The 20,152-nt window shown below is 45.9% G+C and carries 13 protein-coding genes; 7 read left to right on the top strand and 6 right to left on the bottom strand.

The features are described 5' to 3' along the window. The first annotated feature begins 95 nt into the window (after positions 1 to 95). Positions 96 to 2,861, top strand: a complete 2,766-nt coding sequence (locus CJ305_RS10595) for a carbohydrate binding domain-containing protein (protein WP_099646229.1) — start codon at positions 96 to 98, stop codon at positions 2,859 to 2,861. A gap of 81 nt (positions 2,862 to 2,942) precedes the next feature. Then, complete coding sequence (bglX, locus tag CJ305_RS10600) at positions 2,943 to 5,222, top strand: beta-glucosidase BglX (RefSeq protein ID WP_223248855.1); 2,280 nt, start codon at positions 2,943 to 2,945, stop codon at positions 5,220 to 5,222. Positions 5,223 to 5,526: 304 nt separating this feature from the next. On the opposite strand, the gene CJ305_RS10605 is transcribed toward bglX, so the two are convergent. Then, complete coding sequence (locus CJ305_RS10605) at positions 5,527 to 6,321, bottom strand: phosphatase PAP2 family protein (protein WP_099646230.1); 795 nt, start codon at positions 6,319 to 6,321, stop codon at positions 5,527 to 5,529. Between the two features lie 124 nt (positions 6,322 to 6,445). Between CJ305_RS10605 and CJ305_RS10610 the strand changes: the two genes are divergently transcribed. After that, positions 6,446 to 8,002: an NAD(P)/FAD-dependent oxidoreductase gene (locus tag CJ305_RS10610; RefSeq protein ID WP_099646231.1), complete on the top strand. Its 1,557-nt coding sequence runs from the start codon at positions 6,446 to 6,448 to the stop codon at positions 8,000 to 8,002. 169 nt (positions 8,003 to 8,171) lie between these two features. On the opposite strand, the gene CJ305_RS10615 is transcribed toward CJ305_RS10610, so the two are convergent. Continuing rightward, on the bottom strand, positions 8,172 to 8,375 hold the full coding sequence (locus tag CJ305_RS10615; RefSeq protein WP_099646232.1) for a hypothetical protein: 204 nt from the start codon (positions 8,373 to 8,375) through the stop codon (positions 8,172 to 8,174). Positions 8,376 to 8,704: 329 nt separating this feature from the next. After that, positions 8,705 to 10,861, bottom strand: coding sequence for a glycoside hydrolase family 97 protein (locus CJ305_RS10620; protein WP_189319426.1), 2,157 nt, complete (start codon positions 10,859 to 10,861; stop codon positions 8,705 to 8,707). Positions 10,862 to 11,103: 242 nt separating this feature from the next. Here CJ305_RS10620 and CJ305_RS10625 point away from each other — a divergent pair, with 242 nt between their 5' ends. Genes CJ305_RS10625 through CJ305_RS10635 form a run of 3 tightly spaced genes read left to right on the top strand, consistent with a single transcriptional unit; the run spans position 11,104 to position 16,808 of the window. Continuing rightward, the gene (locus tag CJ305_RS10625; RefSeq protein ID WP_223248857.1) at positions 11,104 to 12,483 is read left to right on the top strand and encodes a TolC family protein; all 1,380 of its coding nucleotides are present in this window, start codon (positions 11,104 to 11,106) and stop codon (positions 12,481 to 12,483) included. Between the two features lie 3 nt (positions 12,484 to 12,486). Then, positions 12,487 to 13,680 carry an efflux RND transporter periplasmic adaptor subunit gene (locus CJ305_RS10630; protein ID WP_099646234.1) on the top strand — a complete coding sequence of 398 codons (1,194 nt, stop codon included), beginning with the start codon at positions 12,487 to 12,489 and terminating at the stop codon, positions 13,678 to 13,680. Then, on the top strand, positions 13,680 to 16,808 hold the full coding sequence (locus CJ305_RS10635) for an efflux RND transporter permease subunit (protein WP_099646235.1): 3,129 nt from the start codon (positions 13,680 to 13,682) through the stop codon (positions 16,806 to 16,808). Before CJ305_RS10630 ends, CJ305_RS10635 begins: the two co-directional genes overlap by 1 nt. An 81-nt stretch (positions 16,809 to 16,889) precedes the next feature. On the opposite strand, the gene CJ305_RS10640 is transcribed toward CJ305_RS10635, so the two are convergent. Further along, positions 16,890 to 18,098: a hypothetical protein gene (locus tag CJ305_RS10640; protein WP_099646236.1), complete on the bottom strand. Its 1,209-nt coding sequence runs from the start codon at positions 18,096 to 18,098 to the stop codon at positions 16,890 to 16,892. Between the two features lie 389 nt (positions 18,099 to 18,487). Between CJ305_RS10640 and CJ305_RS10645 the strand changes: the two genes are divergently transcribed. Continuing rightward, entirely contained in the window at positions 18,488 to 18,829 is a 342-nt protein-coding gene (locus CJ305_RS10645; protein WP_099646237.1) for a hypothetical protein, read from the top strand. Positions 18,830 to 18,900: 71 nt separating this feature from the next. Here CJ305_RS10645 and CJ305_RS10650 read toward each other — a convergent pair whose 3' ends face one another. Together CJ305_RS10650 and CJ305_RS10655 are read right to left on the bottom strand one after the other, a co-directional pair. After that, positions 18,901 to 19,494: a c-type cytochrome gene (locus CJ305_RS10650; protein ID WP_099646238.1), complete on the bottom strand. Its 594-nt coding sequence runs from the start codon at positions 19,492 to 19,494 to the stop codon at positions 18,901 to 18,903. A gap of 33 nt (positions 19,495 to 19,527) precedes the next feature. After that, positions 19,528 to 20,079, bottom strand: coding sequence for a hypothetical protein (locus CJ305_RS10655; RefSeq protein WP_099646239.1), 552 nt, complete (start codon positions 20,077 to 20,079; stop codon positions 19,528 to 19,530). Positions 20,080 to 20,152 lie beyond the last annotated feature (73 nt).

The raw sequence follows: 20,152 nt of genomic DNA on the forward strand, positions 1-20,152 counted from the left end.
ACCAGTATTATGAAAGCCCATAATGGGCATTTAAAAACCATTGTCAGCGGGGTAATAAGAAAAGCATTACCTGTGGGCAACAAAATTACAGTCAGATGAGAAAAATTATACAAAACATAAAATTTGCCGGAGTATTGGCAGTAGTGCTAAGCCTTGTCGCTTTCGTATCCTGCGAAGAAGATGATGCAGAATTGCCGGAAGTTACGGCAGGATTTACCTATACCCTTGATGAAGATACCGGGGCAGTTACCTTTTTCAATACCTCAGAAGAAGCTACGATGTACAGCTGGGATTTTGGCGACGGGCGTACTTCTAAAGAGATCAACCCCATGCGGGCTTTTGGAACAGGTACGTATGAAGTAACCCTGACGGCTAAAAACGCTGCGGGTGGTTCAGATAGTTTCACAGATACTGTAGTGATCAATATTCCATTACCCATGAATCTTCCGGTGACTTTTGACGATCCTAATGTGAATTACGTGGTAAATACCTTTAACGGTACTACTTTTCAAATTGTATCCAATCCTGATGTTTCGGGATCTAATGATAAAGCTTCTCAGGTAGGGGAAATCGTAAACGCGGGTAACCAGTTTGAAGGAATCACTTTTGATGTAGGTATGGCGGTAGATCTGACCACAGAAAAAACCATCACCATGAATTTCTGGTCTGAAACAGCGATTCCCGTTTTGTTAAAATTAGAACAGGGTACCGGTGCAGATGTTGAGGTGAGTGTAAACCATACCGGTGGTGGCTGGGAAAGTCTTCAGTTTGACTTTAATTCTGCAGCAAGTTATTCTCGAGTGACCCTCTTTGCAGATGGCCCCGGCAATACCGCAGCGACTTTTTACGTAGATGATATCGCACAGATTGAAACTCCGGTACCACCATTTGATTCAGGCTTGCTGGTAAATGGTGATTTTGAGGCAGGTATTCAACCCTGGATAGGTAATGGTGCCAACGCCGTAACAGAAGGAGGTAATACCTATAATTTCGTAAACGTAGAAACTGCAGGGGAAACTTTTAATGTGAATTTGAGTCAGGTTGTTGAAATCACTCAGGGAACCAATTATATTCTGACGTTTAATGCTTCCTCAGATCGGGCTAGAACAATTCTTGCCGGTATTGGTCTTAACGAAGCGCCTTTTACCAACACGGCTCCACAAATTAATCTGACTACAGAAACCCAAACCTTTACCCTCCAATTGAGTGCGGCCGATTTTGGCGGTGCAAACAGCCGCGTACTTTTTGATATGGGTGCAGATACCGGTGTTGTGGTTCTGGATAATATTTCCCTTGTAGTAGGAGGTGACGGAAGCGACAGCAATACCGGAGGAACCGGTGCAGGTGGCTGTGACGATACGCCGATAGCCGCAACAACGCTTCCTTTAAATTTTGAGGGTTGTGAAACCTTCCTGGCTTCCAATAATTTTGGAGACGGTATCACATCGGGTCTTGCTGATAACCCAAGCAAAACAGGTATAAATACTTCAGATTATGTACTGCGTGTTGACAAGCCTGCCGGTTCAAGTTTCTTTGCAGGTATTCAAAACACGTTCAATCCTAATTTTGATTTAACGACGACCAATACCTTCAAACTTAAAGTGTATTCCACTAAAGCGAATGTGGTCTTTAGATTTGAGCTTGCGGTTGATCCTCAGACCGTTCCGGTAACAGGTAATCCTGCTCCCGTATTTGTAACCATTCCGGAAGCAAATACCTGGACAGAAGTTCAGTTTACGTTCACCAATTTACCGGGTGCGCCAACGGCATACAATCAATTGGTCATTAAGCCCGATAACAATCAGGCTGACGCTGCGATAACTACAGACGGTACTTATTACCTGGATGATCTCAGATTGGAAGCTGCCGGAGGCACCGGCGGAGGTGGCGGAAGTGATTTCGATTCAGGATTGCTTATAAATGGTGATTTTGAAGACGGAGCCAGCCCCTGGACGGTTGGAGTAGGAACTGATCCTGCACCCACTACTACCGAAAATGGAAATACCTTTTATTCGGTTAATGTTGAAACTGCGGGCGATGCGTTTTTAGTAAACCTAAGCCAGAAGTTAACCATTGTTCCGGACGCGACTTATACGCTCACTTTTGACGCCTGGTCTGATCGCGATCGCTCTATAATCGCAGGTATCGGTTTGAGTGACGGCGATTTTGCCAATACATCAGAAAATGTAGCAATAACTTCAGAGCGTACAACGTATACCTTAACGCTAACAGCAAATGGTTTTGGTGATGCCAACAGCCGTGTGCTTTTTGATAACGGAGGTGCGGTAGGCCTTGTAAATATTGACAATGTATCCCTTACTCGCAACGACACCGGCGGCGGTACCGGTGGAGGAACTGGCGGTGGCGGTGGTACTTCCGATAACTTTATCACCAATGGTGGTTTTGAAGAAGGAGAAGCCGGATGGCTGTTTTTCCAAAATGGAGGCAGCTCTATTTTGGATAACTCCCTAGGTAATGGAAGTTCGGCATCTGCTAAGATTAGTACTAATGGCCCTAGTAACCCCGCTATAAAACGGGAGCGGTTTGGTGCCGGCGTCGTTCAGGCAGGAGATGTTGTTGAGGTAAAATTTGATCATATAGGTTCCGTAACTCAACCGGGGGCTGTATTTAATGTGATTTTATTTGGTGAAACTGCTGATGGGGCTTCATTTACACAGGTTTTTGATCCAAGGCCCGCCCTAACGGATACCTGGACAACCTTTACAGCGACCTATACGATTCCTGCAGGAACCAATGTTAGTGAAGGACTTTCTCTGCTCATCGAGTCGGTTTGTGGTGGAGATGCGGGATGTAGTGTTTCTGCTAACGTAGATAATGTTTCCGTGACCGTTACAAATTAGAAAACGTAAAAAGCAATCAATCCATTCAGGAGCTGATCAAATGCACAGATCAGCTCCTTTTAATACCTAAATTTTAAAACTATGAATACGACAAAAGCGCTGCTATCCCTTATGGTTTTGGCTTTTGCCACACAGCTTGCCTCAGCACAAAAGGGAGTTAACGATCTCGATCCCGTAACCGAGCGTAAAATCGATTCGATTATCAGCCTGATGACCCTCAAGGAAAAAATGGGTCAAATGGTGCAATACAACGGGAGTTTTGATCTGACCGGAGCCCCCTCAGAGATTGATGGGAATACCAAATTGCAAAAGCTGCGCGACGGTGAGGTAGGTTCTATGCTCAATGTTTTGACCGCTGCCGGTACCCGCGAGGCTCAGGAAAATGTAATGAAGTACAGCCGCCTTAAGATTCCGTTGATTTTTGGTTATGACGTGATTCACGGGTATAAAACCATGTTTCCTGTTCCACTGGGCGAAAGCGCAAGCTGGGATCTCGAAGCTATTGAAAACGGAGCGCGTATTGCGGCTGTGGAAACTGCAGCTTCCGGAGTGCACTGGACGTTTGCACCTATGGTAGACGTTTCCCGTGATGCCCGCTGGGGTCGTATTATGGAAGGCGGCGGGGAAGACCCATACTTAAACAGCGTCATAGGCGTTGCCCGTATAAAAGGTTTTCAGGGTACTAATCTATCTGATGTCTTCAGTATTGCAGCCTGTGCCAAGCATTTTGCAGGCTATGGCTATGGTGAAGGCGGAAGGGATTACAACACGGTAAACGTGGGTGTTTCCGAATTGCAAAACTCAATCCTGTTGCCGTTTAAGGCAGCTGCCGAAGCCGGCGTAGCCACCTTTATGAACAGCTTTAACGAAATTGACGGTACTCCTGCGACAGCAAGTGTGTATTTGCAGCGCGAAGTGCTTAAGAAAGACTGGGATTACAAAGGTTTTGTGGTTTCAGACTGGGGTTCTATTGTAGAGATGATCAATCATGGCTATGCAAAAGATAAAATGCAGGCCGGTGAGCTCGCTGTTAAAGGCGGAAGCGATATGGATATGGAAGGTTTGGTCTATGAGGAATCTTTGGTTCCTTTAGTGGAAAACGGAAGCATTGACGAAGCGCTTTTAGACGATGCAGTACGCCGCATCCTGAGGGTGAAATTTGACCTTGGCCTTTTTGAAGATCCGTATAAATACAGCGATGAGACTCGCGAGGCTCAAAATGTTTATACCGAAGCGCACCTGGAAGCTTCTGAAGACATCGCGCGCAAGTCTATTGTGTTGTTAAAGAACGAAAATAATGCACTTCCGCTCAAAACCTCTTTAAAAAGCATTGCGGTAATTGGTCCGCTGGCGGCAGATAAAGATTCGCCATTGGGCAACTGGAGAGCGCAGGCTGTGCCTAATTCAGCCGTTTCGGTTTTAGAAGGTATTCAGAATAAGTTGGGAGATGCTGTTGAAATCAATTATGCCAAAGGGGCTGATTTAGCTATCGGCGAGCGTGCATTCATTCAGCCATTAAAACTCAATCAAACCGACACAACAGGTTTTGCCGATGCGGTTGCCGCAGCAGCAAAATCGGAAGTTGTTGTGATGGTATTGGGTGAAGATGCCTACCAGACCGGCGAAGCGCGCAGTTATACCGATATTACTTTAGCCGGAGTACAGCAGGAATTGCTTGACGCCGTGCACGCGGTTAATGAAAACATTGTTTTGGTACTGATGAACGGGCGTCCGCTTGATTTGTCGAAGCCTAACGAACAGGTACCAGCAATTTTAGAAACCTGGTTCCTGGGTTCTCGTGCCGGTAATGCCATTGCCGATGTGTTGTTTGGCGATTACAATCCTTCTGGCAAGCTTCCGGTTTCGTTTCCGCGTAATGTAGGGCAGGAGCCTTTGTATTACAACCGTAAAAACACCGGTCGCCCCAGCAGCGATTTGATATTCTATTCGGGTTATGAAGACTCGTCTATTGAGGCGTTGTTTCCCTTTGGTTTTGGCTTAAGCTATACCACCTTTGAATACAGCGACATTAGTCTGGGGGCTGAAACCTTAAATGCAGAAGGTACGCTGACCGCTTCGGTAAGTGTGACCAATACGGGCGCTGTTGCAGGTAAAGAAACGGTACAGTTGTATATACGCGATCTTTTCGCCAGCAAAACCAGACCTATAAAAGAACTGCGCGATTTTAAACAGATCGAATTGGAGCCGGGCGAAAGCAAAACGGTAACTTTTGTAATCACGCCTAAAACACTCGAATTTTACAGTGCAAACAACATCTGGGAAACCGAACCCGGGGATTTTGAAGTGATGATAGGTACCAACTCTATGGACTTGAAAAAGGCTACTTTTAGCTACGAGTAAATTCCAATTTTGAATAAACTAAAAAGGCTTCAGTAATCTACTGAAGCCTTTTTTTATGTCACTTCGAGTGGCTAAAGCAAAGCAATAGCGTAGCTTTAGATGTATCGAGAAGTCTTCTTAGTTAGTATGTTTCTTGCTTACCGGGCTTCTCGATACACCAGTCTCGGTCTCACCTCGTCTGGCACTCGAAGTGACACTTCTCGATAACTTTTACTAGGTTCTTGCTCTCAAAATCACTCGAATCCATATTCAAATCAGAATAAAGCTGACATCTTAGGCAGGAGAAGAATTCGGGAGGAGGTATTTAAAACCGGTAACTCAAATAAACCCCCTGATAATCATCACCCATTATAGGACTAAACGAAAGGTTCTCATACTTTTTCTTATGCAGTTCAGGGACTAAAATACCACTTGCGGCTCCCAGAGCATAACCCAGCAGAACGTCGCTAAAGAAATGGTTTCCGGCCTCCATACGCAGGGTTCCCACCGTTGCAGGGATTAGGGCAGCACCCGTCCAAACCAGCCATTTGTTTTTCATATCGGGATTAAAATCGGTCCATACTTTAGCAGCAAAAAAGGTTGCAGTCGCCGAAGCCGCAACGTGACCCGAGTAAAAACTGCGGGTATTGGTAGATTCAGTCCGCTGATCTAGCGGAATACCTTCGTTATAGGTACGCGGACGCAGACGGTCGGTGAGTCCGGCTGATAGCGTGAATAGGGCTGCCGTGGTCGACAGGGATTCCAGATACATCACGCTGATCTGCCCGGTGTGATTGCTTTGATCTTTGGTAAACAGCATCGCCAGCGGGATTGCAAATGAAGTGTAAAAGGGTACATCACTTATTTTGCTGAGGTCCTCGTTGTAATTTCCGGCATTCCAGCGGTCAAAAAACGGAATGTTATCTTCATCGAGATTCATAATCGTCTCTTCATCGATTCGGTCTTTATTTTGAATGATAAGAAAACCCGCTGTGGTACCGGCCAGTCCCAATCCCAGCCAGGTCGCATCTTTACCCCAGCTGAGTTCATAGGGAGATTCGGTTTCCTGAGCAAAAACGCCCGAAGTTATTAGCAAAAAGCAAAGACAAAGAATACGCATAGGTGTTAAGATTAGGTTGTTCTAACGAAAATGCCTAATTCTGGCATCTCTGCAATCTGCTTTAACGATTCTATAAGCAAGATTTAGTAGTATTTTAAAGATTGCTACTCCCTATATTTGCGCTATGAGTACATTAGTTGCCATTACCATCAGGCCCGAGTTGCTTGAAAATAACGAGTATATTATCAAGCAGGCGCTGCAAAAAGCCAATATTCCCTTTTCGCAGGTGGCAGACTGGCGCATCCGCAAACGTTCCATAGACGCCCGTAATCGTCCGGTAAAGCTGCAGTTGCAGGTTGAGATCTGGAAAAAAGGAGAGTCTAAGGCACTGCTCAGTCGGTTTATAGCCCGGGATGTACGCCCGGCACCCGCTATTGCCATCATAGGTGCGGGCCCTGCCGGATTGTATGCGGCACTCAGAGCCATTGAGGCGGGTTTAAAACCGGTTGTGTTTGAACGCGGCAAGGATGTGCGCGAACGCAGGCGGGATCTGGCTAAAATCAATAAAGAGCAAATTGTAAATCCGGAGTCGAATTACTGTTTTGGAGAGGGTGGTGCCGGTACGTATTCAGACGGGAAATTGTACACCCGTTCTAAAAAGCGCGGCAATGTGCTTAAGGCGATGGAGTGGCTGGTGCATTTTGGTGCAGATGAAGATATTCTGGTAGACGCGCATCCGCATATCGGGACCAACAAATTGCCCAAACTCATTACGGCTATGCGGGAAGCCATTCGCGAGGCAGGAGGGGAGGTACACTTCAACTCCAAGCTTACCGATTTATTGATTGAAAACAAGCAGATCACCGGACTGGTCATCAACGACAAAATCAAATACGATTTTAAAGAAGTAATTCTGGCGACGGGGCACTCGGCACGGGACATTTTTTATTTGCTGCACGAAAAAGGGGTAAAGATCGAAGCCAAACCCTTTGCACTTGGCGTACGGGCAGAACACCGTCAAGAAGTGATCAACTACATTCAATACCACGGGGAAACCGATAATCCCTATCTGCCGCCCGCTTCCTACAGCCTGGTAGAGCAGGTAGACGGGATGGGAGTGTATTCGTTTTGTATGTGTCCCGGAGGAATCATCGCGCCCTGCGCTACCGATCAGAATGAGGTGGTGACCAATGGCTGGAGTCCCAGCAAACGCAATAATCCTTATGCAAACTCAGGCATCGTGGTGAGTGTGGAGCCCAAAGATTTACCGGGATTTAAACCGGATGATCCTTTTGTGAGCCTCAATTTTCAAAAAGCGGTTGAGCGTGCCTGCTGGATGGCCGGCGGACAAACCCAGCGTGTACCGGCCCAGCGAATGACCGATTTTGTAAAGGGCGTTAAGTCGAAAGACTTCCCCAAAACCTCGTACCAGCCCGGGATTGTAAGTGCTGATTTAAACGAAGTGCTTCCGGCCTTAATCGCAAAACGGTTGAAGAAAGCCTTTGTGGCTTTTGGCAAAAAGATGCCGGGGTATTTATCAGCTGATGCGGTATTGCACGCGCCCGAGAGCCGTACCTCGTCGCCGGTTTCCATTCCCAGAGATGAGAAAACGCTGCAGCATATTGAAATAAAAGGCCTGTATCCCTGCGGAGAGGGAGCCGGTTATGCGGGAGGAATTATGTCTGCCGCCATTGATGGGATCAATTGTGCAGATGCGGTAGCGGTTAAGTACGGGATTTAAGTAAACTACCCCGGGGCAGGAATAAAAAGCATTCTTTAGAAAAAATGTTCAAATTCAACGAAAGTCTTCGGGTACTGAAGTCCTTTGTTGGTGCCCATAAACACAAAACCCTGCACTCGGCAGGGTTTTGATTCTAAGCTTTGGGGCTTATTTCGTTTAGGTATCTGGATTACTGAACTTCAGGAGCAGCAGTAGTATCTACTACAACTTCCTCAACTTCTTCTACTTCTACTTCAACAGGAGCTTCAACAGGAGCAGCTTCCATAGAAGTTTCCTCCATTACTTCTTCTGTTTTCTCTTCAGCAGACTCTCTGCAAGAAGAAACAGTGATCATTAAACTCAAAGCAAAAACAGCTAAAAAAATGCGTTTCATAGTATAAGGTTATTTTGCGTTAAAAATGCGTGCGAATCTAATCGAAATATCGAATCGCGCAACAAAAAAATAAAAATAATTTTTAGTTTTTTAATAGGTTGAAAATAAACAGTAAAATGATGTATTTCAGTTAGTTGCTATAGATTCTTGAGTTTGTATTTTATGTAATCGATTCCTGAATTACTACTTCTAAAACTCTTAAGGCATCAAAAAGTCTGCACGCGTAAAAAAGGGTCGTTGTGGTCTGTTTATTATGTTTCCCTTTGCGCCAAAAAAAAAGCAGCCCAAAAATTAATTTGGACTGCACTTTTAAATCTGAAAAAGGATTTTTACAATTTCTTCAAACCTTTTGTTTCTGATTTGTTTTCAACCGGTACGATACTAATCGCATAACCTCCTCCGGGAGCACAAGTTTGCTCCAGTTTTGATTTTGAAGTCACCACATATTGGGTAATGGTATACGCCTGTGGATTGGTCTTGTAATGTGCGTCTGCTGCATCGGCATAAACGGTGGCGATGTACTGGGTTTTGGGCGAAAGAAAATCAAACGCGATAGATGAGGTGCGTTTTTCTTCATCATTGGTACGCCCTACAAACCAGTTCTGCGAATTTTTCGCTTTGCGGGCATAGGTAATGTAATCACCCGGTTCCGCTTCAAGAACTAAAGTTTCATCCCAATCTATAGCCACATCTTTGATAAACTGGAAGGCATCCAGAAACTTGTCATAAGTTTCCGGTAAATCGGCAGCCATTTGCAACGGACTGTACATAGTCACATACAAAGCCAATTGATTGGCTATGGTGGCATTCACTTTAGAGTTATTGTCCGGGTTGTATTTGCTCACGTCCATCTCAAAAATACCCGGCGTATAATCCATAGGTCCACCAATAAGACGGGTAAACGGAAGTATGGTGGTATGATCGGGATTGTTTCCGCCAAAGGCCTGGTATTCGGTACCACGAGCCGACTCGTTACCAATCAGGTTGGGGTAGGTGCGACGCAGACCGGTAGGGCGTACCGCTTCGTGCGCGTTGACCATCACCTGATAGTCTTTTGCCATGTTAATGGCGTACAAATAATGGTTGTTGGCCCATTGACCATAGTGGTATTCCCCACGTGGAATGATATCGCCTACATAACCACTTTTCACCGCGTTGTAGTTGTTTGCTTTCATAAACTGATAGGCAGTATCCATATGACGCTCGTAGTTGCGTATCGCCCCTGAGGTCTCATGGTGCATCATAATACGTACGCCTTTATCTTTAGCATATTCCCGAAGTTCCACCACGTCAAAATCAGGATACGGAGTGACAAAGTCAAACACATAATCTTTAGACTTATCAAACCAGTCTTCCCAGCCTACATTCCAGCCTTCTACCAGCACCTGATCAAAGCCGTGCTTTGCGGCAAAATCAATATACTCTTTTACGTGAGCCGTATTGGCTGCGTGTCTTCCGGTGGGTTTGAGGTTTTCAAAATCGGTTACACCCAGTTGTACGCTGGGTACGTCGCCATAGGCCCAGCTGCTTTTGCCGGTAATCATCTCCCACCAGACCCCGATGTATTTCACGGGCTTGATCCAGCTGGTATCTTCAAATGCTGTAGGCTCGTTGAGGTTGAGCGTCATGTTAGAAAGCAGGATGTCTCCGGCTTTTTCCCCGGCAATAATTGTTCTCCAGGGCGTATTGCGCGGCGCCTGCATATACGCCATATTCCCGATAGCGTCGGGGGTAAGGTGCGCTTCAAAAGTCATGGCGTCGGTATCAAAATCCAGATGCATGGCTGAATATTCGACCAAAGCGGCTTCATGCAGATTGAGGTACATCCCGTCATCGCTTTTGAGCATCAGCGCGGTCTGTACGGTAGAATCAGATATCGGTGTCATCGAGGCATTGGCTCCGTTGCGCTCGAGCGCGCCCTGAACCGAATTTTTGATCTGCGAGATTTTGGTTTTGGTATAATTGAATTCCTGCGTATCATAATCCCCGGGAATCCACCAGGCGGTATGATCGCCGTTCATCGCAAACTGGGTTTTTTCGTCTTGAATCACAAAATAAATGAGGTTATCCTGCTGCGGAAACTCATAGCGAAAGCCCAGACCATCGTCGAATAATCGAAAACGAATGTGCATCATGCGATCGGTAGCTTCCTGCTTCAGCATCACGAGCAATTCGTTGTAGTGGTTGCGAATGCTGCTGCTTTCTCCCCAAACGGGCTTCCAGGTTTCGTCAAAGCTGGCGGTTTCAGATTTTTCAAGGTTAAAGCCGTCTGTCAGATCTTCGGCATCTTTGAGCTCGAAGCCTAAATGACTGGGCTTAACCAGAACTTTGCCTTTGTACGAAAGCGCGTAGGTGGGCTTTCCGTCTTCAACGGAAAAGTCTAAAGTAAAATTTTGATTGGGTGAATTGATCTGCTGCGCGTGTAGCGGTAAAGCAAATACAGAACAAATCAAATACAGTAAATGATGGTATTTCATGAATTTCATTTTAATTATAACGTTGTAGTATCAGTAAAACAAAGGTAAGGCATTCTAGAAACTACTCGAAGAAATGCGGTTGTAAGCTTTTTTAAAATGAGGTTTTTTTCTTTTTCGATGTTAAAGAATTGATAATCACCTGTGAGACTGCAACGGGATATTTAACTTTAAGAAAATTGCTAAGTTTCTGATAATCTTGAATGAAGAAGAAAAATGATTATATCTTTTCCAGGCCCAGGTCATGTCCTTTAATGCGTCAAAGTTTAAAGTTTCTTTTGCTGCTGAGTGTTCTGATGCTTGCCGGCTGCGGGTCGAAGTTGGGAACCGTCGAAGCACCGGTTCCTGAGCCCCAATCTTTTAGTTATACCGGCCAGGATGTGATACCAGAAGAATGGTGGAGGTCTTTTGATGACGAACAACTGAACAGACTTATGGACAGTGCTCTGACCAAAAATCTAAATCTGGCATCGATATGGCAACAATTTCAGGCGGCTAAGGCAGGTGTTCGCATTGCCGGGTCTAACCTGTGGCCGCAGGTAGAAGCTACTTTACAAAGCGGGATTAGCCGGCCGCAGCCCGATTTTGCAGGTGGTGAGAATACTCAGGCAGGTATTTCAGCTTCGTATGAAGTAGATTTATGGGGCAGGTTGAATGCCCTGCAGGATGCAGAAGTATATCGGGCAAAAGCGAGTTATTACGACTATCAGACGGCTGCGATGAGTCTTTCGGCAGAATTGAGCTCCGCCTATTTTTCAGTCCTTACGGCTTCAAAACAGCTTAATCTCATTAAGGAACAAATAGAAATCAATGAACAAATTATGAAGCTCATCCGCAACCGTTTTGGTAGCGGACAAATACGTGCGGTTGATATTCTCAGGCAGGAACAACTGCTGGAAACCACCCGGGGTCTGGCGGTAAGCTTTGAGCGTGAACTGGCATTGGCACAAAATCGGCTTGATGTATTGATGGGTATTCCTGCTCAAAATGATTATGTTCTTGAATTTAAAGAGCTGCCTGATTTAAGTCCATTACCTGAGACGGGGCTTCCTCTTGAACTGACCCGGCGCCGTCCCGATCTGCAAAGCGCTTATGAACGGGTTAAAGCAAACGACCGTGAATATGCGGCAGCTTTGAGCAACAGGTACCCGCGTTTGTCCTTTAGACTATCGGGGCAGGTGCGTTCTAATACCTATACCAATTTATTCCGGGAATGGGCGTACAGCCTAGCCGGAAATCTCGTGGCACCGCTTTTTTACGGTGGCCGGTTACAGGCCGAGGCCGATCAGGCTGAAGCCTTTAAGCAAAGCGCGGTATATGATTATGGTCAGACCGTTTTGGTTGCTTTTCGCGAGGTCGAAGATGCCCTGGTTAACGAACAAAAGCAAAAAGACCGACTTGAAATCCTGGAGCGTCAACTGGAACTCACCGAAAAGACCAACAAACAAATACGCTTTGAGTTTTTTAACGGACTAAGCGATTACCTGGATGTTTTGCTTGCACTCGATGAGCAACAGCAGCTCAAACGCGATCAGATCAGGGCCGAACAACAACTCATTGAATTTAGAATAAACCTCTATCGTGCTTTAGCAGGAGGTTTTGAAACCCGGAGAGAACAGGAAGAAGGAAGTTAACTTATGAGCAGAAAAAAAATAATAATCATTTGTGCGGGAATAGTGCTGGTAGCAGTGCTGGTTTTGGTGCTTATTTTTAATACCGAACCCACCGCAAAAAGTGAAGGCAGTGTGAAGGAAACGGCTATGCTGGTAAGCCTGAACACCGTATCCCGAAGCGATTTTACGCCGGTTCTCCAAGCTACGGGAACCGTACGACCGGTCGAAGATGTAATTATAAGTCCGTTGGTAGCAGGACCGGTAAGCAGACGTTCAGGCTCGTTTGTACCCGGGAGTTTTGTAAAAAAGGGCGAACTTCTATTGCAAATCAATCCGGCGGACTATCGCAATGCGCTAGAATTGCAAAGAGGAAACCTGAAACAACAACAAACCAATCTCAATATTGAAATGGGCCGCCAGGAGGTGGCAGAACAGGATTTGGCCCTTATAGGAGCAGATAGTCTGAGCAGCAATCAGCGCGATCTGGTTTTGCGACAACCCCAGCTGGAAGCCGTAAAAGCGAATATTCAGGCGGCTCAGGCAACTGTTGATCAGGCAGCTTTAGATTTAAGCCGTACCAGCATCAGAGCTCCTTTTGATGCGCATATTTTGTCCCAAAACGTTACCGAAGGCTCACAGGTGGCTCCAGGGGATAACCTGGGACGACTGGTAGGTACCGATTCTTATTGGGTAGAAGTAACGATTCCGGTGGCGAAACTGCGCTGGCTTCGTTTCCCTAAAAATGGAGAGCAGGGATCTAAAGTAATTTTACGCAGCAATTCGGCCTGGGGCCCGCAGCAGCAGCGCATCGGCTATCTCGACAAACAAATAGGCGCCTTGGAAGGTCAGACGCGTCTGGCGCGCGTCCTGGTGCGTGTAGCAGATCCCTTAAATCTGAAATCAGAAGAAGATCAACCCGAACTCATCATAGGTTCTTTTGTAGAGGTAAACATTGAGGGGAAACCGGTAAACGATGTGGTGCGGATACGACGGGATTATGTAAGACCCAACACTACCGCCTGGGTTATGAAAGACGGTAAATTGCAGATTCGCAAACTGGAGGTGCTGCTTACCGATGCCGATTATGCCTATGTGGAAAAGGGTTTGGAAGATGGAGACCAGTTGGTGATAACCAATTTGAGCACGGTGGCAGAAGGTGTTGCCCTGCGTGAAGATACCGGTAAAACGAGTATGGATTCTATAAGCGAAACAAACTAATGGCCGGTAACGAGAAACATACACCGCGTAAGGAAGGGGCAATAGCCTTTATGGCCCGAAACTCCGTGATTACCAATCTGCTGATGATTTTGCTTATTGGCGGAGGTATTTATACCATGGTAAACATTCAGAAAGAAGTGTTTCCCCAGTTTCAGCTTGATTTTGTGGATGTATCTGTGAGCTATCCCGGAGCTGCCCCCGCCGAAGTAGAGCAGGGGATACTCCTTCCGGTAGAAGAATCCATCAGAGGCATTCAGGGTATAAAAGAAATTGTTTCCACCGCAAATGAAGGTTCGGGAACCATCGCGATTGAGCTGGTAGCCGGTTCAGACCGTATGAAAGCCTTTCAGGATATAGATCAGGCCGTGAGCCGTATCAACACTTTTCCCGATGATATCGAACAGCCTCAGGTAAGCCTGCGCGACCGGCAGCGCGATGTGATGGAAATAGGTATTTATGGCGATGTAGACATCTGGACCCTGCGCAAACTTGCCGAGCAAATGCGAAACAGACTCCTAAGTGATCCCGAAATAACCCAGGTGGAAATAGGAAGTGTACCCGATTATGAAACCCGAATTGAAATCTCCCGCTACAAGCTTCAGGAATACGGACTCACACTCGGGCAGGTCGCAGACATCATCTCCCAAAGCAGTCAGGATGTGCCCGCAGGCGCTGTAGAAACCAATTCGGGCGAGATCCTGTTGCGCATGAAAGAACGCAAGCAATGGGCCGATGAATTCAGCAACATTACCATTCTAACGGCAGACTCAGGTGCTAAGGTCACACTGGGTGATCTCGCCACCTTAGACGATACCTTTGAAGAATCGGGCTTTCACGGAAAATTCAATCAGACCCCGTCGGTTGAGATGGAGATTTTTAGAATTGGCGATCAATCCCCGCTGGTCATTGCAGAGACGGTACAACAAATTATGGATGATTTCCCACTTCCGCCCGGCGTCAATTTCAGGATAGACAGCAACCGCGCAGAGGACTACCGGGAACGACTTTCCTTACTGACCGAAAATGGTATTTTGGCAATAATTATCGTCCTGGTGATCTTGAGTTTGTTTCTGGAATACCGCCTGGCTTTTTGGGTAATGATGGGGATGGCCATTTCCTTTGTGGGAGGGATGATCCTATTGCCACTCATCGGGGTAAGTGTGAACATGATTTCGATGTTCGGTTTTCTGGTTGTGTTGGGTATTGTGGTAGATGATGCGGTGGTTGTGGGCGAAAACGTCTACGAAAAACGCCAGCAGGGCATGTCGTTTAAAAAAGCGGCCATTGCCGGAACCAAAGATGTATCCAAGCCCGTAATCTTTAGTATTCTGACCACGATCATAGCCTTTTTACCCCTGCTTTTTATTCCCGGGGAAACCGGAAAGTTTTGGTGGCCCCTGCCTGCCGTGGTAATCGTCATTCTTGCGGTAAGTCTTTTTGAAGCCTTATTTATACTGCCTTCACACCTGGCGCATCTTTCCACAAAACAGAAGAACAAATGGATTTTAAAACTGGAATCCTATCAGCAGCGGTTTGCAAAAGGTTTTGAACATGTTATCGAAACCTACTACCGTCCCTTTCTGGATCGCTGTTTAAAATACCGATACATTACCCTCAGTGCGGCTTTCGCTTTGCTCCTCATCGTTGGGGGCTATGCGTATAGCGATCATATGGGAATGATCTTAATGCCTCAGGTGGCTGCCGAAGAGATTGAGGCAGGAGTACGTTTGCCGGTGGGCACCACGCGTTTGCAGGCAGAAGCGGTTGCCGAAGAGATAACGCAGGCTACCCAGCGTATGTTTGACGAGCATAATCTCTATGAAATCGCAGAAGGAATTAAGACCAACATCAGGGGACAGAACTTTATAGATACCGAGATTGTGTTGCTGCCACCCGATCAGCGGGATATGAGCGCGGCTGAGGTCATCACGCTATGGCGCGATAATATTGGGGATATTAAGGGTGTTGACCAAATCACTTTTGAAGCGGAACGCGGCCCCGGGAGTTATCAGCAGGACATCAGCGTAGACCTGAGCCATTCGGATATTGAGATGCTGGAACGCGCCAGTATGGCTTTTTACGACAGGATGAAGGCGCTTGAGAATTCGCGGGATGTAAGCGATAATTACGATAAGGGAAAACTGCAGTACGACTTTAAAATACTTCCGGAGGGGCGTAATCTAGGGCTTACTTCAAATGAGGTGGGACGCCAGGTGCGTAACGCATTTTTTGGTGCGCTTGCTCTAAGGCAATTACGCGGTACCAATGAAATAGAAGTACGTGTAAAACTACCCCTCGAAGAACGCCGGGATCTGGAAAATCTAGAAAACTTTATTGTACGCACTCCGGCAGGGGTTGAGGTGCCTCTTTTGGATGTGGTTGAAGTTAGCCAACGTGAAGCCTTTACCAGTATCAACCGAAGAGACGGGAGGCGCGTGGTTAACGTAGGTTTTGATGTAGAACCGGCAAATGCGGTGAGCCGGGTTTTGGCTAAAGTTAAAGAGGAAGACTTGCCACAACTAAGAGCCGATTATCCCGGGATTACCTGGACTTTTGAAGGGGGTCAGGCTGATATGCGCGAATCGACACAGTCGCTGTACAGCAACTTTCTCATAGCGATGCTGATCATCTATGCGTTATTGGCTATGGCGTTCTCAAACTACATTCAGCCGCTGATTGTGATGACGGCAATACCCTTTGGAATTGTAGGTGCGGTTTTAGGCCATATTTTATTGGGTTATGACCTCTCTCTGGTTAGCCTGATGGGCGTGATCGCATTGTCTGGGGTGGTGGTTAACGATTCGCTGATCATGATTGATTATGCTAATAAAAAGCGCGAAGACCTGTCTATTTACGAAGCCATACACGAGGCGGGATTACGTAGATTCAGACCGATAATGCTTACTACGCTTACCACCTTTGGCGGACTTACCCCGATTATTCTGGAGACTTCGAGTCAGGCATTTTATCTGATCCCGATGGCCATATCGCTGGGCTTCGGTATTATTTTCGCTACATCTATTATTCTGATTATCGTACCCTGTTTGTATCTGGCACTTGAAGATGCCCGTCTGTATATCAAAGATCGCAGACTGGTAAAGCGTAAAGAAGAGGTGGTTAATGCCTAGACTTTGTTAAAGGCTTCGATCTAAAGTGCAGTAAAATCTTTAGGCTATATTGTGTTTATATTAAATAAAGTCTATAAAGAATTAATTGCGCTGTGTTACTTGCGCATTATTCATACCACCCCATTGGTTAACATTGCTTAAATGCGTAAGCCCGGTCTGAGCAACATCGCTGGTGTTGCGATCTCCATCCTGAAAAACTATACTTCGGTTTGAAGTGCCGTACTGGTACACGGCAGAACCATTTAAATCCCCCAGTTGGTCAACATCAGAATGGTTAGTTAAGCGTTCCTGAAATACAGAACTGGTATTGCCATCTCCCAGCTGATAGGTGTCAGCCTGGTTTCTATTGCCCTGCTGATCTGTAGAAGCCGCATTGGAGTTGCCTGCCTGAACCAAATCGGAATTGTTGTAATAGCCGCGTTGATTAGTGCCAAAATCTCCGACGGAAAACCCATTTGTTACGTTAGCATTTCCTACCTGTAAAATGGTTGAAGTATTGTAATCCCCTTCCTGATAGGTGCCTGAATTGTTGTCGTCACCGATGGATACGGAACTTGCCCGATTTTCGCTGCCTACCTGAAGAACACCCCAGTTTAAGTAGGAGCCGCCACCCCGGTTGCGATTTCCAAATTGATAGGATGAGGCGACATTGACAAAGCCTTCCTGCGTAATGCGAAAGTCATTGTCATTACCCCATTGCTCTACAGAAGCGACATTATCATCATCAATTTGATCAATATCTGCACTGTTTCGGTCTCCAATCTGCTGAATACCCCAGTTCCAACTCGTTAAATAGGTAGACCGGTTGCGATCTCCCCGTTGCAATAACGAAGCCTCATTATCGGCGCCACGTTGAAGGGTGGCAGCACCGTTTTCGTCTCCTATCGAATAGGATTCTGAAAAATTGCGGGATCCGGCCTGATAGGTCCCCCAGTCGTTTCCACGACCACCATAATTCGCATAGCCTTCCTGACGTACCATTGCCAGGTTGTCGTTTCCATTTTCAACCTGAGAGGTACGATACTCATTACGCGTTCCAATCTGTTTGATGTACGAATCCTGACTGGTACCTATCTGATCAATATCTGCATCGTTAATTCTCCCGTTCTGTCTGGAATCTGCAAAATTAGTAACACCTTCTTGTCTGACGTCAAGTATATTACGGTTTCCGGTTTGTATCGCGTCAGAAACATTGCCCGTTCCGGTTTGCGTTACCGTACTGGTGTTGGTTTGTGCGATTAGGAAAGTCCCGCAGAAAAGTGTTCCGAGACTGAAGTAAATTTTTCTCATTACCCGTTGATTTGATGAATATATATAGAATGGTTAATAGTCAATACTGCGATCTCAGGAGGCTCATTCACGTTTTATAGAGGAAAAACAAAAGGGGAAGTTAGAGGCCAACTAAGAATGAACTTCAACTAAGTTACAAGAAAAACGGAGTCTTTTTAGTTAAGAAAAACCCCTTTTTTCCACGGGAAGGGAACTATTTGTTTAAGTCACGCTTTTTTCCGTTGAAATGCAATTTTATTAATAATAATTTATTTTGTTAATATTATTAGGAATCGTAAGCTTTTGAGCTGGTATGTTGGGAATGCTTTAGCACTTCCTGCTAAAGTATAATTAAGAGTCTTTAGATTGGGTAAGAGGCTGCTTATCTTAGTAGTATAAATTAGAAAACTATGAAACTCTTAATAGGCATTATAAGCATCATCACCCTTACTTTTTCACCTTTGGAAAGTGAAACGGAAGTACTGAAACCGGCAGAAAGCATCGACATTAATGCAGAAATACTCATCAATCAGGAATTGACTTTTGATGGATATGAAGGAGAGTATTACTTTTTTACCGATACTGATTTTCAGGCGGTAGTCTTGAAGTGTGAGAAAGAATTACCTGTGGACCTAATCAACGGAAATTTTGAAGGAAAAAAATTCCGGGTTTCTTATAAAGCAGCTCAACGCACCGCAGATTCTTCCAGTGAAGGTACTATTGAAGCTGTAGCCCCTGCCGATAAAAAATAATAACAATATTATACTAAAAAAGCAAAGCCAAACAGACCTCTGTTTGGCTTTGTTTTTTTGTAGATCTACGGTTAGGCGTTTGGAGGCGTGTATGCCGGAACCACATTTTCTATAGGTTCCAGACTTTTTAGGTAAGTAAAAATAGCTTTGACATCCTCGTCGCTCAGGTTTTTATAGGCCTGAGTAGGCATTGGCGGCATAAGCGGGCGGGTGTTTTCCAACCCTTTATACATGCCTTTACGAATAGCGTTTGAAAACTGCTCCAGCGTCCAGCTGCCAATTCCTGTATCGTCCGGAGTGATGTTCCCGGCATACGAAGTACCCCACGGACCTACCGCTGCAGTCAGATCGCCTTTAAACAAAGCCCACGGACCTATTGGTACATTATCAGGCAGTGGAGGGAGCGCTTCAGCGGCATCGTAGCCCATCATATAGCGGGTCATATCAGGAACGGGGCCCTGGGGCGTCATCGTTTTGGGCGTATGGCAGGCCGCACAATCCATAATGTTTACGAGGTATTCGCCACGTTTTTTTAAATTAACCGGTGCCTGCATACCGGCCTGCTGAATCTGATACTCCTCTTTTTCCTTCTTTGCTTCCCCGTCTTTACAGGCCGTGACAAGCAGGGCCGTTGTAAGGCAAAGCCAAATCAATTGTGGTTTCATAATAATTAAGTTAAAATGAGCGTAAGGCTGGTTTTAATTAGCAGGCGCTGCCGGAATGTTCGGATTCATAGGTGCGAAAATGCCATTCGGGTTTTCTTCAACCATCCACACATGCAGCGTCCACGAACCTCCCGCGACATTAGGATTAAATTCCCAGTGATCGTCGTCACCCACAAAACCTTCCGGAGGAGTTGCAGATAGCGCGACGGGCACAGCGTATTCTACCGCGACAAAGCGCATACTTCCATCTTCTTCGGTTACATAGAGCAGGATTTCAGGTTCTTCGAGAATGAAGTCCGCATCAAAACGATCAAGCTGCCCAAAGTGAATACCCATATGCGGTATGTAGGGAGAAACCGCTATAAACCCCTGCGCTTCGGCTACCTTAAAGTTGTGAAAGCGCTGCATTTTTTTGGTGAGGCGTTCCAGCTGACTTTCTACAGTAGTGGTTTTTGATTTTAAATCTGCGGCTTGCTCCTCCGGACTTAAGGCCAATTCTTCAGTAGAGCAGGCAGTGCCCAAAACGATTGCGGTTGCACAGGTAAACTTCAGAATACGCTGTGACCATGTAGTAACATTTTTCATACGATTGTAGTTTTAAGTTGAACGTTGATAAACTTGTTTCGTACGAAGTTGAAGAAAATAGAAAGGGGCTACT

The sequence above is a fragment of the Leeuwenhoekiella nanhaiensis genome (assembly GCF_002744755.1).
In the GTDB taxonomy this organism is placed as follows: domain Bacteria; phylum Bacteroidota; class Bacteroidia; order Flavobacteriales; family Flavobacteriaceae; genus Leeuwenhoekiella; species Leeuwenhoekiella nanhaiensis.